General features: G+C 38.4%; 14 protein-coding genes. 5 read left to right on the forward strand and 9 right to left on the reverse strand.

All coding sequences use genetic code 11. The annotated features are described in order from the left end of the window. Nucleotides 1-98 precede the first annotated feature (98 nt). Together ACM40_RS12340 and ACM40_RS12345 are read left to right on the forward strand one after the other, a co-directional pair. Nucleotides 99-1,154 carry an NAD(P)/FAD-dependent oxidoreductase gene (locus ACM40_RS12340; protein ID WP_048503097.1) on the forward strand — a complete coding sequence of 352 codons (1,056 nt, stop codon included), beginning with the start codon at nt 99-101 and terminating at the stop codon, nt 1,152-1,154. Between the two features lie 12 nt (nt 1,155-1,166). Next, on the forward strand, nt 1,167-1,496 hold the full coding sequence (locus ACM40_RS12345) for a 2Fe-2S iron-sulfur cluster-binding protein (protein WP_048503098.1): 330 nt from the start codon (nt 1,167-1,169) through the stop codon (nt 1,494-1,496). Between the two features lie 65 nt (nt 1,497-1,561). Here ACM40_RS12345 and ACM40_RS12350 read toward each other — a convergent pair whose 3' ends face one another. From ACM40_RS12350 to ACM40_RS12375, 6 genes are all read right to left on the reverse strand, one after another. Then, nucleotides 1,562-3,715, reverse strand: coding sequence for a prolyl oligopeptidase family serine peptidase (locus ACM40_RS12350; RefSeq protein ID WP_048503099.1), 2,154 nt, complete (start codon nt 3,713-3,715; stop codon nt 1,562-1,564). A gap of 45 nt (nt 3,716-3,760) precedes the next feature. Further along, nucleotides 3,761-4,342: a TIGR00730 family Rossman fold protein gene (locus ACM40_RS12355; protein ID WP_048503100.1), complete on the reverse strand. Its 582-nt coding sequence runs from the start codon at nt 4,340-4,342 to the stop codon at nt 3,761-3,763. A gap of 2 nt (nt 4,343-4,344) precedes the next feature. Next, on the reverse strand, nt 4,345-4,896 hold the full coding sequence (locus tag ACM40_RS12360) for a putative glycolipid-binding domain-containing protein (protein WP_048503101.1): 552 nt from the start codon (nt 4,894-4,896) through the stop codon (nt 4,345-4,347). Nucleotides 4,897-4,907: 11 nt separating this feature from the next. Beyond that, nucleotides 4,908-6,353 carry an aminoacyl-histidine dipeptidase gene (locus ACM40_RS12365; protein WP_048503102.1) on the reverse strand — a complete coding sequence of 482 codons (1,446 nt, stop codon included), beginning with the start codon at nt 6,351-6,353 and terminating at the stop codon, nt 4,908-4,910. A gap of 164 nt (nt 6,354-6,517) precedes the next feature. Next, a complete protein-coding gene (locus tag ACM40_RS12370; protein ID WP_048503103.1) occupies nt 6,518-7,009 on the reverse strand; it encodes a hypothetical protein in 492 nt (163 codons plus the stop codon). 20 nt (nt 7,010-7,029) lie between these two features. After that, on the reverse strand, nt 7,030-7,635 hold the full coding sequence (locus ACM40_RS12375; RefSeq protein ID WP_048503104.1) for a hypothetical protein: 606 nt from the start codon (nt 7,633-7,635) through the stop codon (nt 7,030-7,032). Nucleotides 7,636-7,885: 250 nt separating this feature from the next. Here ACM40_RS12375 and recR point away from each other — a divergent pair, with 250 nt between their 5' ends. Continuing rightward, nucleotides 7,886-8,497: a recombination mediator RecR gene (gene recR / locus ACM40_RS12380; RefSeq protein WP_048503105.1), complete on the forward strand. Its 612-nt coding sequence runs from the start codon at nt 7,886-7,888 to the stop codon at nt 8,495-8,497. Next, nucleotides 8,493-9,332 carry a glycosyltransferase family 2 protein gene (locus ACM40_RS12385; protein WP_117614879.1) on the forward strand — a complete coding sequence of 280 codons (840 nt, stop codon included), beginning with the start codon at nt 8,493-8,495 and terminating at the stop codon, nt 9,330-9,332. The genes recR and ACM40_RS12385 overlap by 5 nt, the downstream gene beginning before the upstream one ends. Nucleotides 9,333-9,386: 54 nt before the next feature. On the opposite strand, the gene secG is transcribed toward ACM40_RS12385, so the two are convergent. The 3 genes from secG to ACM40_RS12400 all read right to left on the reverse strand — a co-directional run bounded on the left by secG (nt 9,387) and on the right by ACM40_RS12400 (nt 13,284). Beyond that, nucleotides 9,387-9,743 carry a preprotein translocase subunit SecG gene (secG, locus tag ACM40_RS12390; RefSeq protein ID WP_048503107.1) on the reverse strand — a complete coding sequence of 119 codons (357 nt, stop codon included), beginning with the start codon at nt 9,741-9,743 and terminating at the stop codon, nt 9,387-9,389. 128 nt (nt 9,744-9,871) lie between these two features. Continuing rightward, on the reverse strand, nt 9,872-11,917 hold the full coding sequence (locus ACM40_RS12395; protein ID WP_048503108.1) for a M16 family metallopeptidase: 2,046 nt from the start codon (nt 11,915-11,917) through the stop codon (nt 9,872-9,874). A 53-nt stretch (nt 11,918-11,970) separates the two neighbouring features. Beyond that, a complete protein-coding gene (locus ACM40_RS12400) occupies nt 11,971-13,284 on the reverse strand; it encodes a M16 family metallopeptidase (protein WP_048503109.1) in 1,314 nt (437 codons plus the stop codon). Nucleotides 13,285-13,643: 359 nt separating this feature from the next. Between ACM40_RS12400 and ACM40_RS12405 the strand changes: the two genes are divergently transcribed. Beyond that, nucleotides 13,644-15,974: an ATP-dependent helicase gene (locus tag ACM40_RS12405; RefSeq protein ID WP_048503110.1), complete on the forward strand. Its 2,331-nt coding sequence runs from the start codon at nt 13,644-13,646 to the stop codon at nt 15,972-15,974. Nucleotides 15,975-15,992 lie beyond the last annotated feature (18 nt).

A 15,992-nucleotide genomic window follows, 5' to 3' on the forward strand; every position in this document is an offset into this window, starting at 1 on the left:
TGATAAATCTCAGGTTTTTATTTAGAATCAATTAAATATGCTTCGCATTAAAATTAGTAAATTTGCAGTTACATGTATAATTAAATTATCTTATTATTATGATAACCACTGATATATTGATCATAGGGGCCGGACCTACCGGGCTTTTTGCTGTTTTTGAAGCAGGTTTACTAAAAATGAAGTGCCATATTATCGATGCACTTCCGCAGCCGGGAGGACAGCTAGCAGAGCTTTATCCTAAAAAACCTATTTTCGATATTCCGGGATATCCTTCTGTAAATGCCGGAGAATTAGTGGATAATTTAATGGAACAGATCAAGCAGTTTCAGCCTGGATTTACTTTGGGAGAAACGGCAGTTTCCTATACAAAAGTGGACGATGAATGGTTTGAAGTGATTACTAACAAAGGAACGGTTCATAGATGTAGGGCAATTGCCATTGCCGGTGGATTGGGAACTTTTGAGCCAAGAAAGCCTACTTTCGATAATGTTGCTGATTATGAGGAAAAAGGTCTTGAATATTTTGTTAAAGAACCTGAGCATTTCAGAAATAAAAAAGTGGTGATTGCCGGAGGTGGAGATTCTGCTCTTGACTGGAGTGTTTTCCTTTCCAATGTTGCCAGTGAAGTGACTTTGATCCACAGAAGAAATGAGTTCAGAGGTGCCTTGGATTCAGTGGAAAAAGTTCAGGATCTTAAGAATGAAGGTAAAATTAAATTAATTACTCCTGCTGAAGTTACCGGAATCAAAGGTGATGGAAAAGTGGAAGCGATCACGGTACAGATCGAAGGGCAGGAAGCTTATGATATTGAAACGGATTATTTCATTCCTTTATTCGGACTGACTCCAAAACTGGGTGAGATTGGAAACTGGGGATTGAATATCGAGAAAAATGCCATCGTTGTAAACAATGCATTGGATTACCAAACCAATATTGACGGGATTTACGCGATTGGAGATATCAATACTTATCCTGGAAAATTAAAGCTGATCCTTTGTGGTTTCCATGAAGCAACGCTAATGTGTCAGAGTGTTTACAACAGGCTGAATCCAGGGAAGAAATTTGTTCTGAAATATACAACCGTAAGTGGAGTAGACGGATTTGACGGAAGCCGTAAGGAAGCAGAAAAAGCAGTTGTGAAAAAAATTGACTAATTTTGCGGTATTATGTCAGATATCAATATTAAGATCACCGACCGGGAAGGGGTAACCCATGATGTTGTAGCGCCTACAGATATGTCTATGAACCTGATGGAGATCATCCGTTCTTATGAATTGGCGGAAGAAGGAACTATCGGGGTATGCGGAGGAATGGCCATGTGCGCCTCATGCCAGGTATATGTGATCAATGATCCGGGCCTTGAGCCGATGGGCGATGAAGAAGATGCCATGCTGGCGGAAGCTTACCACGTAAAAGAGAACAGCAGACTGGGATGCCAGCTACATATGGTGGATGAAATGGAAGGCCTTGAAGTGGAGATTGCTCCCTATCCTTAGAAAATATTTAATTTAAGTTAATATAAAAAAAACTCCTGAAAATTTACTTTTCAGGAGTTTTTATTTTAATTTTTAGAAGGCTGAAATTTAGGATGCTCTACCTGCCATAAAGCAAAAGAATAAATATCTGCATATTCCTTGAAAACTACATCCATATCACTGGTAAAATGTCCGTTTTCATAATTTACATACAATAAGACCGGTTTTCCTGAACCTGAATTTTTCTGCAATATGGCAGCAAATTTTCCGGGTTCCCAAGGTACGATCCTTGAATCGTTCATTCCGGTACGAATGATTACAGCAGGATACTTAACTCCTTTTTTCACTTTACTCTGGGCGTCCATTTCCAACAGGTGCTTTGCATCTTCTTTATTTTCGATAGATCCTATCTCAGGAATCTGGTTGGGCCCATTTGCTGTAGTTTCTGATCGTAAAGCATTGGTCATTCCCACTTCAGCAATGGCAACTGCAAAAAGGTCTGGTCTTTCGGTAATAGCCCTTCCTATAAGAACACCACCCATACTTACCCCATTTCCGATCAGTTTGGAAGGAGAAGTGTACTTCTGGCTTACCAAATATTCCGAACATGCGATGAAGTCTTTCCAGGTATTGGGCTTATTGGCTTTCATACCTGTTTTATGCCAGTTTTCACCTTTTTCACCTCCGCCTCTTACATGGGCAATAGCAATGATGGTACCTTGCTCCAGCAGTACGGATAGTCTGGTAGAAAAACGAGGTTCGTAGGATATTCCATAACCTCCATAGCCTGTAATATAAGCAGGAGTGCTGCCATCCATTTTTATATTTTTAGGATAAATGATAGAAAGAGGAACCATTACTCCATCATGGCTTTTTACTTCTACTTCTTTTACTTCATAAAGCTGATTATAGTCAGGGTAGGAGGTTTCAGAATTAAGGTATTTACTCTTTACTGCGTTGCCTTTTTCAGGATTATATTCATAAGTTGTCAGCGGAGTCAGCCAGTTTACATTGTTACAATAGATATTGTCATTTTCATGGGCATTTAAGGGTAATGAACTGTTAACACCCGGCGGAAGCTGAACTTTTTTGGGTTCTAAAGTATTGATATTGATCTGGTATTTATCTCTTGTAATACCGTTTCCTAATGAATAAAAAAGATAATTTTTAGAGCTGTGAATCGCTATGATTACAGCATCTTTACTTTCCGGAATAACAGTTTTTGCATTATTAATGTCCGGTTTTGAAAGACTGGTCAGTGTAATTTTATAATTGGGAGCATCCTTATGGGTAAGAAGGAAAAGTTTATCTCCTGAAATATGGATGTCCGTAATATCATCTGTCGGTTTTACGATCTGTCTCCACTTGATCTTTTTATTTTTTAATTCTGAATAAGGAGCCACAAAAATTGGACTTTCAGACCGTACAGAGCTTAATCTCAGGATGATGTACTGATAGTCATCCGTAAAGCCGATGCTGGTGAATTGTTCGGTTAAGGCATTAAGTTCAGGATAATCTTCTCTGGAAGCGAGTACTTTATCTGTTTTTGCATCCGTTCCTATCTCATGGATCATAGCCTTCATGTCTTTTAAAAGCATGTTGCTGTTAGGATCAGCCGTGCTCATTTTGGTATAAATGACAGATTTTCCATCTGGTGTAAACTCAAAAGAAAATTCGCTCCAGATAGGACCTATTTCGTCTTTCAACAGTTTATTTGTAGTAAGGTCTAATATTTTAAGATTACAGATCTCGCCACCTGACTTTGACAATAATATCGCTATTTTCTCAGCTTTTAAATCGAGAGTGAAGTTGGTAATCTGTGTATTTTTACCAAGCGTTTCCGGGTCGAATATCAAAGTTTCTTTTCCTGTAGAAAGATCCCTGGAGTAAAGCTTGGAAAGGCTTTCATTTTTCCTGGTTTTGGCGTAAAAATATAGATTTTTTCTTTGCATTACCACTCCGAAGGAATCTCCATTCATTTCCTGTACCTCTTTCATCCGGTTGAAAAGTGTTTCCCGGTTCGGAATCTTATCAATAATATTATTACTGAAATCCGACTGTGCCTTAAACCAGGATTGTACATCCGGACTTTTAAGGTCCTCCAGCCATCTGTAATTATCGGTTATTTTAGTTCCGAAATAATCGTCAACAACCGGTTTTTCCGGCGTTGCAGGATAATTGTACTGCGCGGAAACTATCTGGGCTAAAAATAATCCTGCAGACCAAAAGAATTTATTCATTATTTTATTTCTTGATTGTGTGAAAAATTTAATACTGCAAATGTACTAAACTTCTTCTTTCGAAATCCATTTCCCTACGGTAGGAGCCTGATAATTTCCCATTTTATCCAAAAGCTCATCAATACTCCCACTTATCAGAAGCATATCACGGTTTACCTGCTTTAGAAATCCTTTATCAACCATCGTCTGAACCAGTTGTATCAGATCGTTATAAAACCCGTCAATGTTTAAAATACCGATAGGTTTTTGATGAAGCCCAAGCTGTGCCCAGGTGATCATCTCAAAAAACTCTTCCAGGGTTCCGTAGCCGCCGGGCAGAACGATGACACCGTCACAAAGATCATTCATCTTCGTTTTTCTTTCGTGCATGGTTTCTACGATAATAAGTTCCGTAAGATTTTTATGGGCAATTTCTTTGGATTGAAGAAAGTGGGGGAGAACTCCTGTCACTTTTCCGTTTTCACTTAAAGCTCCATCTGCTACAGCTCCCATCAAACCTACATCTGCGCCACCGTATATAAGCTGAATGTTTTGTTTTGCCAATGTCTTTCCAAGCAAGGTTGCCTGTTCTTTATAAATTTCATGCGAGCCGAAGCTTGAGCCGCAGAATACTGTTATACTTTTCATTATCATTTATAGTAAACTTTTTCAAAAAGACCGGGATAATTTTCAACCAACCCTGAATTATCAATGGAAATCAAGGCTTCAAAGTTTTTGGGAATATTCTCATATAGATATTCAGACTGACCTATATGGGTGTATTGCTGTTTGACAGGTTTGATTTTGCCCTCTAAAATATTGATATAGATAACATTTATTTCACTGGATTGGCCTTTGGATAAATTTAAATTATTGATAGGTAATGTGTTGGTGAAAGGAGTTAATGAAATATCAATGTATTTGAAATCTGAAAATTCGGGACGATCAGTATCATTAATAGTCCAGTTGTTCCCGTGTTTTAGTCCTGTAACTTTAAATTTTTCCCCATTGACTTCATATTCAACGGTGAAATTTTGAACAAGCCAGTTTTTGTCGATCGTTATCTGATAATGGACGAAATAGGCTGTATTATCAAAAGAACCGATAATTTTTGAGGTCACCATATAATTTTCCTCATTTTCAATCAGATTGAAATATTCAAGAGAATGATAGAGCAGGCCCTTCCAAATTATCGGATCCATTGAGTGTTATTTTAATTTTTAGCAGGAATATTTGCTAAAATATCCTTAGTAAAGCTCCAGAATTTCTGGGCAGAAGGAATATTGGCTTTCTCATCAGGAGAGTGTGCTCCTCTGATCGTAGGGCCAAAGCTTACCATTTCCATTTCAGGATAATTGGCTCCGATGATCCCACATTCCAGACCTGCATGACATGCTACTACGTGAGGTTTCTCACCAAATTTTTCTGTGTAGATCTTTTCCATCAGCTGTACGATTTCAGAACCCGGTTTTGGTTTCCAGCCCGGATAAGATCCGCTGAATTCTACCTTCATTCCTGCCAGTTCTGCAACGGATTTTAACTGTTCTGCAACAGAATATTTGGATGAATCTACAGATGATCTCGTAAGGTTTAAAATTTTAAGCTCGCCGCCTTTTAATTCAACCCGTGCCACATTGTTAGAAGCTTCTACAAGATCTTTCACGTCAGGACTCATCCTGTAAACGCCGTTATGAAGAGATTTTAAAGCCAGAATAATCTTCTTTGAATCTTCTTCGGAAATAGCTTTGTCAGAAGTCGTAGAGTTTTCGATATTGATCTGTAAACCTGGTTCAACCGAAGCAAATTCTTCAAGAATTTCTTTTTTCAGAACAGTAACTTCTTCAATAAACTCATGAGCATTTCTCACAGAAATAAGGGCTACACCTTCTCTTGGAATAGCATTTCTCAATCCGCCGCTGTCTACAGAGATCAATTGGATATTCTGCTTGGCTAAGCCGCTGTAAAAAAGTCTTCCTAGGATGATATTGGCATTTCCGAAGCCTTTATGGATATCCATTCCTGAATGTCCTCCCTGAAGGCCTTTTACCTCAAGTCTTACAATCTGTCCTTTAACAGTTTCTGTTCCGTAATTTTGGGTAATGGTTACATCTACACCACCTGCACAACCGATATCAATCTCATCATCTTCCTCAGTGTCAAGATTTAGTAAGATTTCTCCCGTAAGCTGTCCTGGCTTTAATCCTAATGCTCCTGTCATGCCCGTTTCTTCATCTATTGTGAAAAGCGCTTCCATAGCCGGGTGGGGAATATCTGAACTTTCAAGAATAGACATGATAGTTGCCACTCCTAAACCGTTGTCGGCTCCTAAAGTGGTTCCTTTTGCCTTTACCCAGTCTCCGTCAACCTCCATTTTGATTCCTTCAGTCTCGAAATCAAAGTTTACATCATTGTTCTTCTGGCATACCATATCCAGGTGCGACTGAAGGACAACAGATTTACGGTTCTCCATTCCGGGAGTAGCAGGTTTTTTGATGATGACATTTCCTACCTGATCAACGGTTGTTTCTAATCCCAGATTTTCACCAAATTCTTTGATGAAAGCAATCACCCTTGCTTCTTTTTTAGACGGTCTTGGAACTGTATTTAATTTGGAAAAATTTTTCCAGATTATTTGCGGTTCTATGTTCGATAATTCCATGAAATTTTATTTTTATCAAAATTACAAAATAAAAAATGCTTCCGTGAATCCGGAAGCATTTTTATGTGTTGTATTACGGTGAAAAAGCTAAACAGCAAGAAGGCAGAAAAGCTAATGTGGCTAAGAGAGCAAATTCGCCTTTTAGTCCTTTCGCTCATTATCTCCTAGCATCCGCATTCTCCATAAATAGGCAGCGTTTCCACAGTACCATCCGGTTTCTCAATCGTCAGTGTACCTTCGAATAATAACGCTTCTTCATTTTTTATTTTTTTGCCTTTTACAGAGATCTTGTAGTTGTCGCTTTCAATTTCTTTCGTCAGTTCCTCATCTACTTCCATGTCGCTTGACGAGATAAGATTCATAGCCAGTCTTTTGCCGTCCAGTTTCATATAGGCTGTTTTTCCGGCATCATCGGCGTAAATGTATTTCTCCGCTTCAAAATCCGCTTTATTTCTGGCAAAATAGCAAGAGCACTCTTTAATCTCTTTTGGAAAAGGGATAATGTCTACCTGTATTTTTCCTGATGCTGCTTGTGCTTTTGCTGAATCCTTAACAACGGTTAAAGAATCTGCAGAAGTGGAATTGTGAATGGTCTCCTTGTCTTTTTTACATGCGATTAAAAGAAACGCTGAAAAGAAAATGATTAAATATTTCATTGCCTGTGATTTTTATTTTTTTAGCCTCTTGCTCTTTCTAGAAGAACCATCATCAGTAATGACAGGATCACCAAACTTTCGTCTTCGTCATCAATATCGATCATCCTGTCAAGCTGGAATCTTCTTCCGAAGAATGAAGGCATTTTTTTTAGTTTAAAATATTCCTTTCCGTCTATACCTCTTACAGTATAAGCCGGGTTAAGAAAATAACCTGTGAACATGCCTATGAGTGGAATCTCACTGACCATTCCATCAAAGAATTTTGTCCATGCATTATCTTCTGTAACAGTGAATTTGGGTTGATCATTTTCATCCAGAATGTCATAGGTAGATTTCCAGAGGGAACGCATTCCTTTTCTTGCCAGTCTTCCGTAGTTTTTGTTATCGGTAAGATCATTTAAAGAATAAGAAGCATTGAAATCAATCCACTGATTGGCTTTGATTCTGAAAAGCTCCTTGGTTTTACTTTCGTCATTAAAAACAATAACATCTTCCTTCAGCTTGAACATCTTCTGACGGACATAAGCTACATAGTTTCCATTTCTGTCAGTAATATTGAAATCACTCGCTAGAGTAGAGATTTTGAATTTGAAATCCAAAGGATAATTTAGATTTTTAAGTACCATTAGTTTATTTTTTTCATATTAGAACCCCAAAGATAAAGGTTTTTTTAGAATCAGGGATCAGGAATCAAGAATCAAGAGCCAGGAGCCAAGAATCGAGATTTTAGATATCAGATGCCAGATGTCAGATTTCAGAGATGAGAGGGATGTAACACAGTCTTATTTCGAATCCGCCTCCTGAAACTAAAATCCCGAAACTTGAAACCCGTTCCTACCACACCAATTCTCAACAATATTCCTTATTTTTGTATCTATGGATTATCCTAGTAAAGTTTTGGCAAAAGCGGTGGACGAAATTTCAGGGCTGCCGGGCATCGGAAGAAAAACAGCCTTAAGGCTGGCATTGCATCTGTTGAAACAGCCAAGTTCCAGAGCCGTAATCCTTGGAAACTCATTAATCAATCTTGTTAACGAAATAAAATACTGTAAGGAATGTCATAATTTTTCGGATTTTGATGTCTGTAAAATCTGCAGTAATGAAAAAAGAAACGGTGAGCTGATCTGCATTGTTGAAGATGTACGTGATGTAATTGCCATTGAAAATACAGGAAAGTTTACCGGCAAATACCTCATTCTGGGCGGGAAAATATCCCCGATGGAAGGAATTGGCCCTAACCAGCTGAATATTCCAAGCATCGAAAGAAAACTGAATGAAGGTGGAGTGAAGGAGTTTATTTTTGCATTAAGTGCCACTATGGAAGGGGATACAACAGCGTATTATATCTATAAAAAATTTAAGAATTTCAATGTTAATTTTTCAAGTATTGCCAGAGGAATTGCAGTAGGCGATGAGCTGGAATATGCAGATGAGGTGTCTTTGGGAAGATCCATTATTAACAGGTTGCCGTACAACGAAAAGGATTAATATGAAGCTGTCCATAATTATTGTGAATTATAATGTGACCGGATTGCTGAGAAACTGCCTTCTGTCTATCCAGAAATATACGGAAGGAGAGGATTATGAAGTGATTGTGATAGATAATGCCTCTACAGACGATTCCTGGAGCGATCTTATTCCTGAATTTCCTAAAGTCCGTTTTATATCTTCAGAACATAATGACGGTTTTGCGATTGCCAATAATAAGGCAGTAAAAACAGCGACCGGAGAGTATATTCTTCTTTTAAATCCCGATACCGAGCTGGAAGGATTCTATATGAAAGATCTTTTGGACTTTGCAGATTCAAAGTCTGATTTCGGATGTCTCGGGATAATGATGCATGATGCTGAAGGAAATTTTCTTCCTGAGAGCAAGCGTTCTGTTCCTGATATGTTCAATTCTTTTGAAAAGCTGTTTACCAATTTTAAAAGAAGCAATTCCAAATCCTACTACAGAAGTGATATTGATGAACATGCAATAGCTGAAGTAGATGTAGTTACCGGAGCCTTTTTACTGATAAAAAGAGATGTTTACGAAAAAACCGGTGGTCTTGATGAGAGCTATTTTATGTATGGTGAAGATATTGATCTTTGTTATACACTATTGAGAAACGGTTATAAAAATTATTACTACGGAAAAGCTTCTCTTCTTCATCATAAAGGAGAAAGCACCGTAAAAGATGAAGTGTATCTTGAACGTTTCTATGGAGCAATGCAGATCTTTATTGATAAATATTATAAAGAATCCAAGCCCATGCAGTATTCATTTTTAAAGGCGGGTCTAAAGCTTCGTCACAAAATAGAGAAGATCAAGTTAAAATAAAAAAGCAGTTCAATTTGAACTGCTTTTGTTTTATATAGATCGTGTAATCTTCTATTATTTTGCCGGAGCTACAGGTGTCTGAGCCGGAGTAGTAGTAGTTGCTGCCGGAGCAGATTGTTTTGCAGGAGCCTGGGTCTCTTTCTTCACCGGTTGCTGTGAAGGAGCTGCTACAGTAGGTTTACCTGTGATTACAACGCTTATAAGGATAAGGACGATAATGACCGCGCCTAAAGTCCATGTTGCTTTTTCCATGAAATCGTTGGTTCTCTGTACCCCAAACTGTGCAGATGATGCACCTCCGAAAGTACTGGAAAGGCCTCCTCCCTTAGGATTTTGAGCCATAACGATGATTACCAATAAAACGCTGGCAATCATAATAAGAACCATCAATAGTATAAATATAGTATCCATTAATTCTGATATCTTTTTGAATGGGCAAATTTAATCTTTTTTTATCGAATGACAAAGAAGATATAAGAAATGTTGCTAAAAATAAAAAACGGCAGCATCAGCAGCCGTTTTTTATTATAAAAGTATTCTTATTTAAAATCAGAATCTTTAGCTTGGTTCACTTCGTATGATTTTACATTCATCACCATGTCCATTCCCATTTGATTGACAGAGATGGTGTATGGCATTTTCACCCCGTTTACCTCCTTATAATTAGAGTAAGTGGTAGGAATGGTTATTTCCTGCCCCTGTGCTTTTGCAGTTCTGGTTTCTCCTGTTTTTAATCCTGTAGCTACACTGTAATAATAGGTGACATTATTGCCTTTTACAACATAAGAGTCTTCACCACCAATTTTTTCGATGCCTGCTACCTTGTAATCTGAAGATTTGGCGAAACCTAACTCTTCAAACAGCTCAGTATTTTTCTGCTTTTCTGCAATCTGCTCAGGTTTCATAGGATTTTTCTGTCCCATTTGCTCAGAATATCCCTCTTTTCCGTCGAAAACCTGCTTCTGAACCACCTGTCCCATCGCGGTAACTGACGTTAATTCTTTACCGCCCTGAGCTTTTATGATTTTAAAATCAATATTCTGACCCTGCATAGACATGGAAGCGTTCATCGTGTATGAAGAAATTTTAGCAATATTTGCCTTTCCTCCGATTGCATTGATGTATTTATCCGCGATAGAAGCTACACTTACGGCAGCATCCACTTTTTGTACCGTTGGCTTTGCCACTGGATTGGCTTCTTTATCATAATATTTTACAGGATAGCCCAGTTTTTCAAGTCCAGCAGAAATATCAGATGCTTTACCGGCTATGAAAATCCTGCTTTGATTTGGTAAAATAGTAGTTTTCACAGCATTCGAAATATCTGAAGCAGTTACCTTATCAATTGACTTTAAATAATTGGTATAGAAATCAGAAGGAAGATCCTGAACCTTTTGGTTTAATGCAAATTTTGCGATCGTTTCCGGCTTTTCCAGGGACATGATGAAAGAACCTTTAAGTTTAGCCTTAGCGTTTTCCAGTTCTTCAGGTTTTACGGTAGAAATAGCATTAAGCTCGTTCATGAATTCTTTAACCGCCTTATCTGTAACCTCGTTTCTTACACTGGCATCAGCAGAGAAATCGGAAGAATATTTACCGGCATTCATACTGGAATAAGCGCCGTAAGTGAATCCGTTCTTTTCACGAAGGTTCATGAAAAGTCTCGCTTCACCGCCTCCGCCTAAGATGTAGTTGGCCATTGTGGCAGCAAAATAGTTCGGATCTTTCATTTTAAGATTGTTAAGGTTGTTCACCGAAACTACAGACTGTACAGCTGAAGGAACATCGACTATATTAATTTCCGTTTTGGTAAGATTGGCAGTCGGTTCCAGGGCAGTTGCCGGGGTGTTGGCCTTTTTCCATCCGCTGAAAGCTTTTTCTACCAACGATTTTACCTGATCAAATTTCACATCACCTACAATGACCAAATAAGCATTGTCCGGAGCGTAATATTTTTTATAAACATTCTGTACATCAGCTAACTGGATCTTGTTGATGGTTTCCACGGTTTCAAATTCACCTCTTGCGGTATTTTTACCGTACATTAATGCATTGGAAACTTTAGAAGCAATAGCAGAAGCATTTTTTTCTTCAGATTTTAATCCCTCTATGGCTCTTTCTTTGGAATTTTGGATTTCTTCAGCAGAGAATTTAGGATTAATAATTGCATCGGCCATTAAGCCCAATACTTCAGGGAAATATTTTGAAAGAGAGTTGGCAAAAGCACCATTGGAAGAGAAATTAAGATTAGCTCCCAGATAATCCACTTTTTTGTTGAAGTCTTCTTTACTAAGATTAGTTGTTCCGTTTTCAAACTGTTCAGCCATGATAGAGCTTACTCCGGCTACACTTCCTTCAAGAAAAGGAGGTCTGTCCATGGAAAGAGTAGTATTTACCCGTGGCAATTTATTGTTTTCCACTACCATTACCGTAAGGCCGTTGCTAAGCTGGAAAGTTTTTGGTTTCGCAATGTTGATCGCAGGAGTTGGTCCCGGCTTTGGCATTGCATTAATGTCAATTTTTTGTGCTGAAACCGTTCCTGCGAATAAAAACGCTGCAGCTATATATGTTAATTGCTTTTTCATTTGTAAAAATTTAATTTTTAATAATCATCTTTTAAACCTGAAGTTTTAAATGATTACTTTTTTTCAGGAACGTAATTAATGATAACCCTTTGATTAGAATTCAGATATTTCTTGGCAGCGTTCTGCAGATCCTGTCTCGTGATCGATCTGTAGATGTCAATTTCCTTATTGATCAGATTGGTATCACCCATCAGTACATGATTCGTTGCCAATGAAGCGGCAATTCCCTGAATGCTTGAGTTAGCATTCACAAACTGATTTTCATACTGGTTCTGAAGCTTCTGATAATCTTCCTCAGAAATCAGAGTGGTTTGCAATTTTTTGATTTCAGCATCAATATCGGCCTGTAACGTCTGTTTTGTGGTCTGGCCCATTGGGATCGCGAAGAAAGCAAAAATACTGTAATCTTCAAGTCCTTGGTTGAAAGCCTGTACAGCTAACGCTTTTTTGTCCTGGTCAACTAATTTTTTATATAAAACCGAAGATTTACCGTTGCTTAGGTAAGAAGAAAGCATATCAAGAACATATGCATCTTTTTCTTTGTTGGCAGGAGTTCTGTATGCGAAAATATAGGCAGGAAGCTGGATATTCGGGTCCGTAGCCGTTACTTCTTTTTCCTGTGTGATAGGAGTATCTTTCGGGAAATCTTTCGGGTAAAGCGTTCCTTTCGGAATAGCTCCGTAATATTCCTGGATCCATTTTTTAGTCTGCTCAGGCTTGATATCTCCTGCAACGACTAATGTAGCATTGTTCGGAACATAATATTTTTTATAGAAAGCCTGGAATTCTTCCAGTTTTGCTGAATTCAGATCTTCCATAGAACCGATTGTAGGCCAGTTGTACGGGTGATTCGTAAATAAGTTTTTCTGAATGGTAGGGAAGAGGTTTCCATAAGGCTGGTTGTCCATTCTTAACCTTTTCTCTTCTTTTACAACTTCTCTCTGAGTATCTACTCCTATCTGATTGATTACCGCATGACGCATTCTTTCAGATTCCATCCACAGGCCAAGCTGTTCGTTGTTGGAAGGGAAAGTTTCATAGTAATACGTTCTGTCATTCGTGGTGTTTGCGTTATTTTGACCTCCGTTTGAAGATACAATCTTGAACCAGTCACCCCTCTTGATATTAGGTGTTCCTTCAAAAAGAAGGTGTTCGAAGAAATGGGCAAAACCTGTTCTTCCCTTTACTTCATCCTTTGCCCCTACATGGTACATTACTCCTGTAGTAACTACCGGTGCAGAATTATCCTGGTGAAGAATGACGTGAAGGCCGTTTGGCAGGTCATACTCTTCGAATTTTATTTGCTGTGCATTCAGAATCATTCCGAAGAAAGATGCCGCTGCAGCAGTAAGAAGTCGCTTTTTCATAAAGTAGAAATTGTTTTGCAACAATTAGTAGATAAAATAGGGTATTTGTTACATATTTCTACTCTATTTTTTTTCAATCCTTGTCTATTTGTAAAACGGAGTATCTTATAATGAGAATTTATTATTGGCTGTTTTTATCCTTTTATAAAATAGCAGATACGGGAGATCAGCAATAATAAACCATTAAAGAACTTATATTTTGATTTTTGTTATTTAAGGTAAATGAATAAAAAATGGATATGGGAAAACAAAACAGAAGATAATAAAGACATTTCTGATATTTAATTCTCAGTTCTACACTCCAAAATTTGAATTGTCCTCCGAATACATTAATTTTGTGTTCCCAAAATTTTTGCAGTATGGATTATCTGAAAGGACTCAATGAATCACAATATGAAGCCGTTACCTCTCTACAGGGACCTTTGATGGTACTTGCAGGAGCCGGTTCCGGAAAAACACGTGTGCTTACCATGCGTATTGCCCACCTGATCCACAATGGGGTGGATCCTTTCAATATCCTGGCATTAACCTTTACCAACAAAGCGGCCCGCGAAATGAAAGAGCGTATCGCAAAAGTGGTAGGAGAAAGCAATGCAAGAAGCTTATGGATGGGAACCTTCCACTCGGTTTTTGCAAGAATCCTGAGAATTGAAGGTCATTACCTGGGATATCCTTCCAATTTTACGATCTACGATCAGCAGGATGCACTGAATGTCATCAGGAAAGTGATCAAAGACATGAATATCGATGCTGATCTTTATAAACCTAAAAAAGTTCAGGCAAGAATTTCAACCTACAAGAATAACCTGATTACGGTAAAAGCTTATTTCAACAATCCTGAGCTAATGGAGGCAGATGAAAAGGCGAATATGAAATTCATAGGAAAGATTTACCAGAAATATGTGGAAGAATGCTTCAAAAACGGAGCTATGGATTTTGACGATTTATTGTTAAAAACCAATGAATTACTGACCCGCTTTCCTGAAGTGCTGGCCAAATACCAGGACAGGTTCAGGTATATCATGGTGGATGAGTACCAGGATACTAACCATTCCCAGTACCTTATTGTAAAGGCACTGGCCTCAAAATTTGAAAACATCTGCGTAGTGGGAGATGATGCACAGTCCATCTATTCATTCCGTGGTGCCAATATCTACAATATATTAAACTTCAAGAAAGATTATCCTGATGCCTTAACGGTTTCTCTGGAGCAGAATTACCGTTCAACCCAGAACATCGTTAATGCTGCTAATGTGGTTATTGCCAAAAACCTTCAGCAGTTTAAAAAAAATGTCTTCAGTGATAATGAAGAAGGAGATAAAATCAAGATTTACCGTTCCCTTTCCGATGCGGATGAAGCCAATTTCGTAGCCGGGAATATCTGGGAACTCAGAAATACAGATCAGAGAAAATACAGTGATTTTGCCATTTTGTACAGGACAAACTCGCAGACCAGGGCATTTGAAGATGCACTGAGACGTAAAAATATCCCTTATAAAGTGTATGGAGGGCTTTCTTTCTACCAAAGGAAAGAAGTGAAGGATCTGATTGCTTACCTGCGTCTTCTGGTCAATGAAAATGACTCAGAGGCCCTGATGAGAATCATTAATTATCCTGCAAGAGGAATAGGGGAAACCACACAGAATAAACTGATCGTTTTTGCAGACTCTCAGAATATTGCTGTTTCAAAAGTACTCAGCAATTTGTCTATGTATGCCCCCCAACTAGGTCTTAATAATGGTGTTTTAAATAAACTGAACGACTTCTGGTCTATGATCAAAGCCTTTCAGGTATTGCTGAAAACGGACACTGCCTACAGTGTTGCAATGGAGGTGGCCAAACGAAGCGGACTGATCAAATTTTTAAAAGATGATCAGACTCCGGAAGGGATTTCCCGTGTAGAAAACGTTCAGGAATTAATGAACTCCATGCAGGGATTCATTGAAGAACAGCTGCAGCTGGAGGATGGAGATCCGAGCCTTCCGAACTTCCTTGAAAATATTGCCCTTTCTGCAGATACCCAGGATAAAAATACAGATGAAGATATGGTTTCATTGATGACCATTCACTTATCAAAAGGCCTGGAATTCCCGGTGGTACACCTTGTGGGTCTTGAAGAAAATCTTTTCCCGAGCTTTATGAGCTCAGCAACGAGGGAAGATTTAGAAGAAGAAAGACGTCTTTTCTATGTGGCTCTGACGAGGGCTGAAAAGAAAGTGTTTTTCTCTTACGCGGTTTCACGTTTTCAGTGGGGAAAAATCACTGATGCTGAACCCTCAAGATTCTTAAGTGAAATAGATGACGAATATATCGAATTTCTGAATCCTGCTCTGGAAAAGAGGTTTATCAATAATGCCGGTATCAAATCCAATATTTTTGATGAGCATCCTTCCGAACAAAAAGCATTCAGAAGGGTTGAAAAGAAAACTATTGACAAAGGAGACAGTTCAAAACCGGCACCGGAAGTCAGAAAACTAAAACCTGTAAGTACAGCGAAAATTATCAATCCTAGTGGTGCTTCTTCCCAGGATATTGAGGTTGGTGATAAGGTAAGACATGACCGTTTCGGGATAGGAGAGGTTTCTTTCCTGGATGGTACGGATCCGCAGAATATTAAAGCCAAGGTAATTTTCATTCATGAAGGGGAGAAAAACCTTATCTTAAAATATGCCAAGCTTACGAAAATATAACTGCATTTCTCAGTTGTA

Origin of the sequence: Chryseobacterium sp. BLS98 (genome assembly GCF_001045445.1) — a bacterium.
Classification (GTDB): Bacteria; Bacteroidota; Bacteroidia; order Flavobacteriales; family Weeksellaceae; genus Chryseobacterium.

What these genes read in the sequence shown, in the direction of transcription:
- ACM40_RS12355 (WP_048503100.1), bottom strand. Translation starts at nt 4,342, where the DNA reads ATGAAAAGTATAACAGTATTCTGCGGCTCAAGCTTCGGCTCGCATGAA.
- recR (WP_048503105.1), top strand. Translation starts at nt 7,886, where the DNA reads ATGGATTATCCTAGTAAAGTTTTGGCAAAAGCGGTGGACGAAATTTCA.
- ACM40_RS12375 (WP_048503104.1), bottom strand. Translation starts at nt 7,635, where the DNA reads ATGGTACTTAAAAATCTAAATTATCCTTTGGATTTCAAATTCAAAATC.
- ACM40_RS12400 (WP_048503109.1), bottom strand. Translation starts at nt 13,284, where the DNA reads ATGAAAAAGCGACTTCTTACTGCTGCAGCGGCATCTTTCTTCGGAATG.
- secG (WP_048503107.1), bottom strand. Translation starts at nt 9,743, where the DNA reads ATGGATACTATATTTATACTATTGATGGTTCTTATTATGATTGCCAGC.
- ACM40_RS12360 (WP_048503101.1), bottom strand. Translation starts at nt 4,896, where the DNA reads ATGGATCCGATAATTTGGAAGGGCCTGCTCTATCATTCTCTTGAATAT.
- ACM40_RS12345 (WP_048503098.1), top strand. Translation starts at nt 1,167, where the DNA reads ATGTCAGATATCAATATTAAGATCACCGACCGGGAAGGGGTAACCCAT.
- ACM40_RS12370 (WP_048503103.1), bottom strand. Translation starts at nt 7,009, where the DNA reads ATGAAATATTTAATCATTTTCTTTTCAGCGTTTCTTTTAATCGCATGT.
- ACM40_RS12340 (WP_048503097.1), top strand. Translation starts at nt 99, where the DNA reads ATGATAACCACTGATATATTGATCATAGGGGCCGGACCTACCGGGCTT.
- ACM40_RS12365 (WP_048503102.1), bottom strand. Translation starts at nt 6,353, where the DNA reads ATGGAATTATCGAACATAGAACCGCAAATAATCTGGAAAAATTTTTCC.
- ACM40_RS12350 (WP_048503099.1), bottom strand. Translation starts at nt 3,715, where the DNA reads ATGAATAAATTCTTTTGGTCTGCAGGATTATTTTTAGCCCAGATAGTT.
- ACM40_RS12405 (WP_048503110.1), top strand. Translation starts at nt 13,644, where the DNA reads ATGGATTATCTGAAAGGACTCAATGAATCACAATATGAAGCCGTTACC.
- ACM40_RS12395 (WP_048503108.1), bottom strand. Translation starts at nt 11,917, where the DNA reads ATGAAAAAGCAATTAACATATATAGCTGCAGCGTTTTTATTCGCAGGA.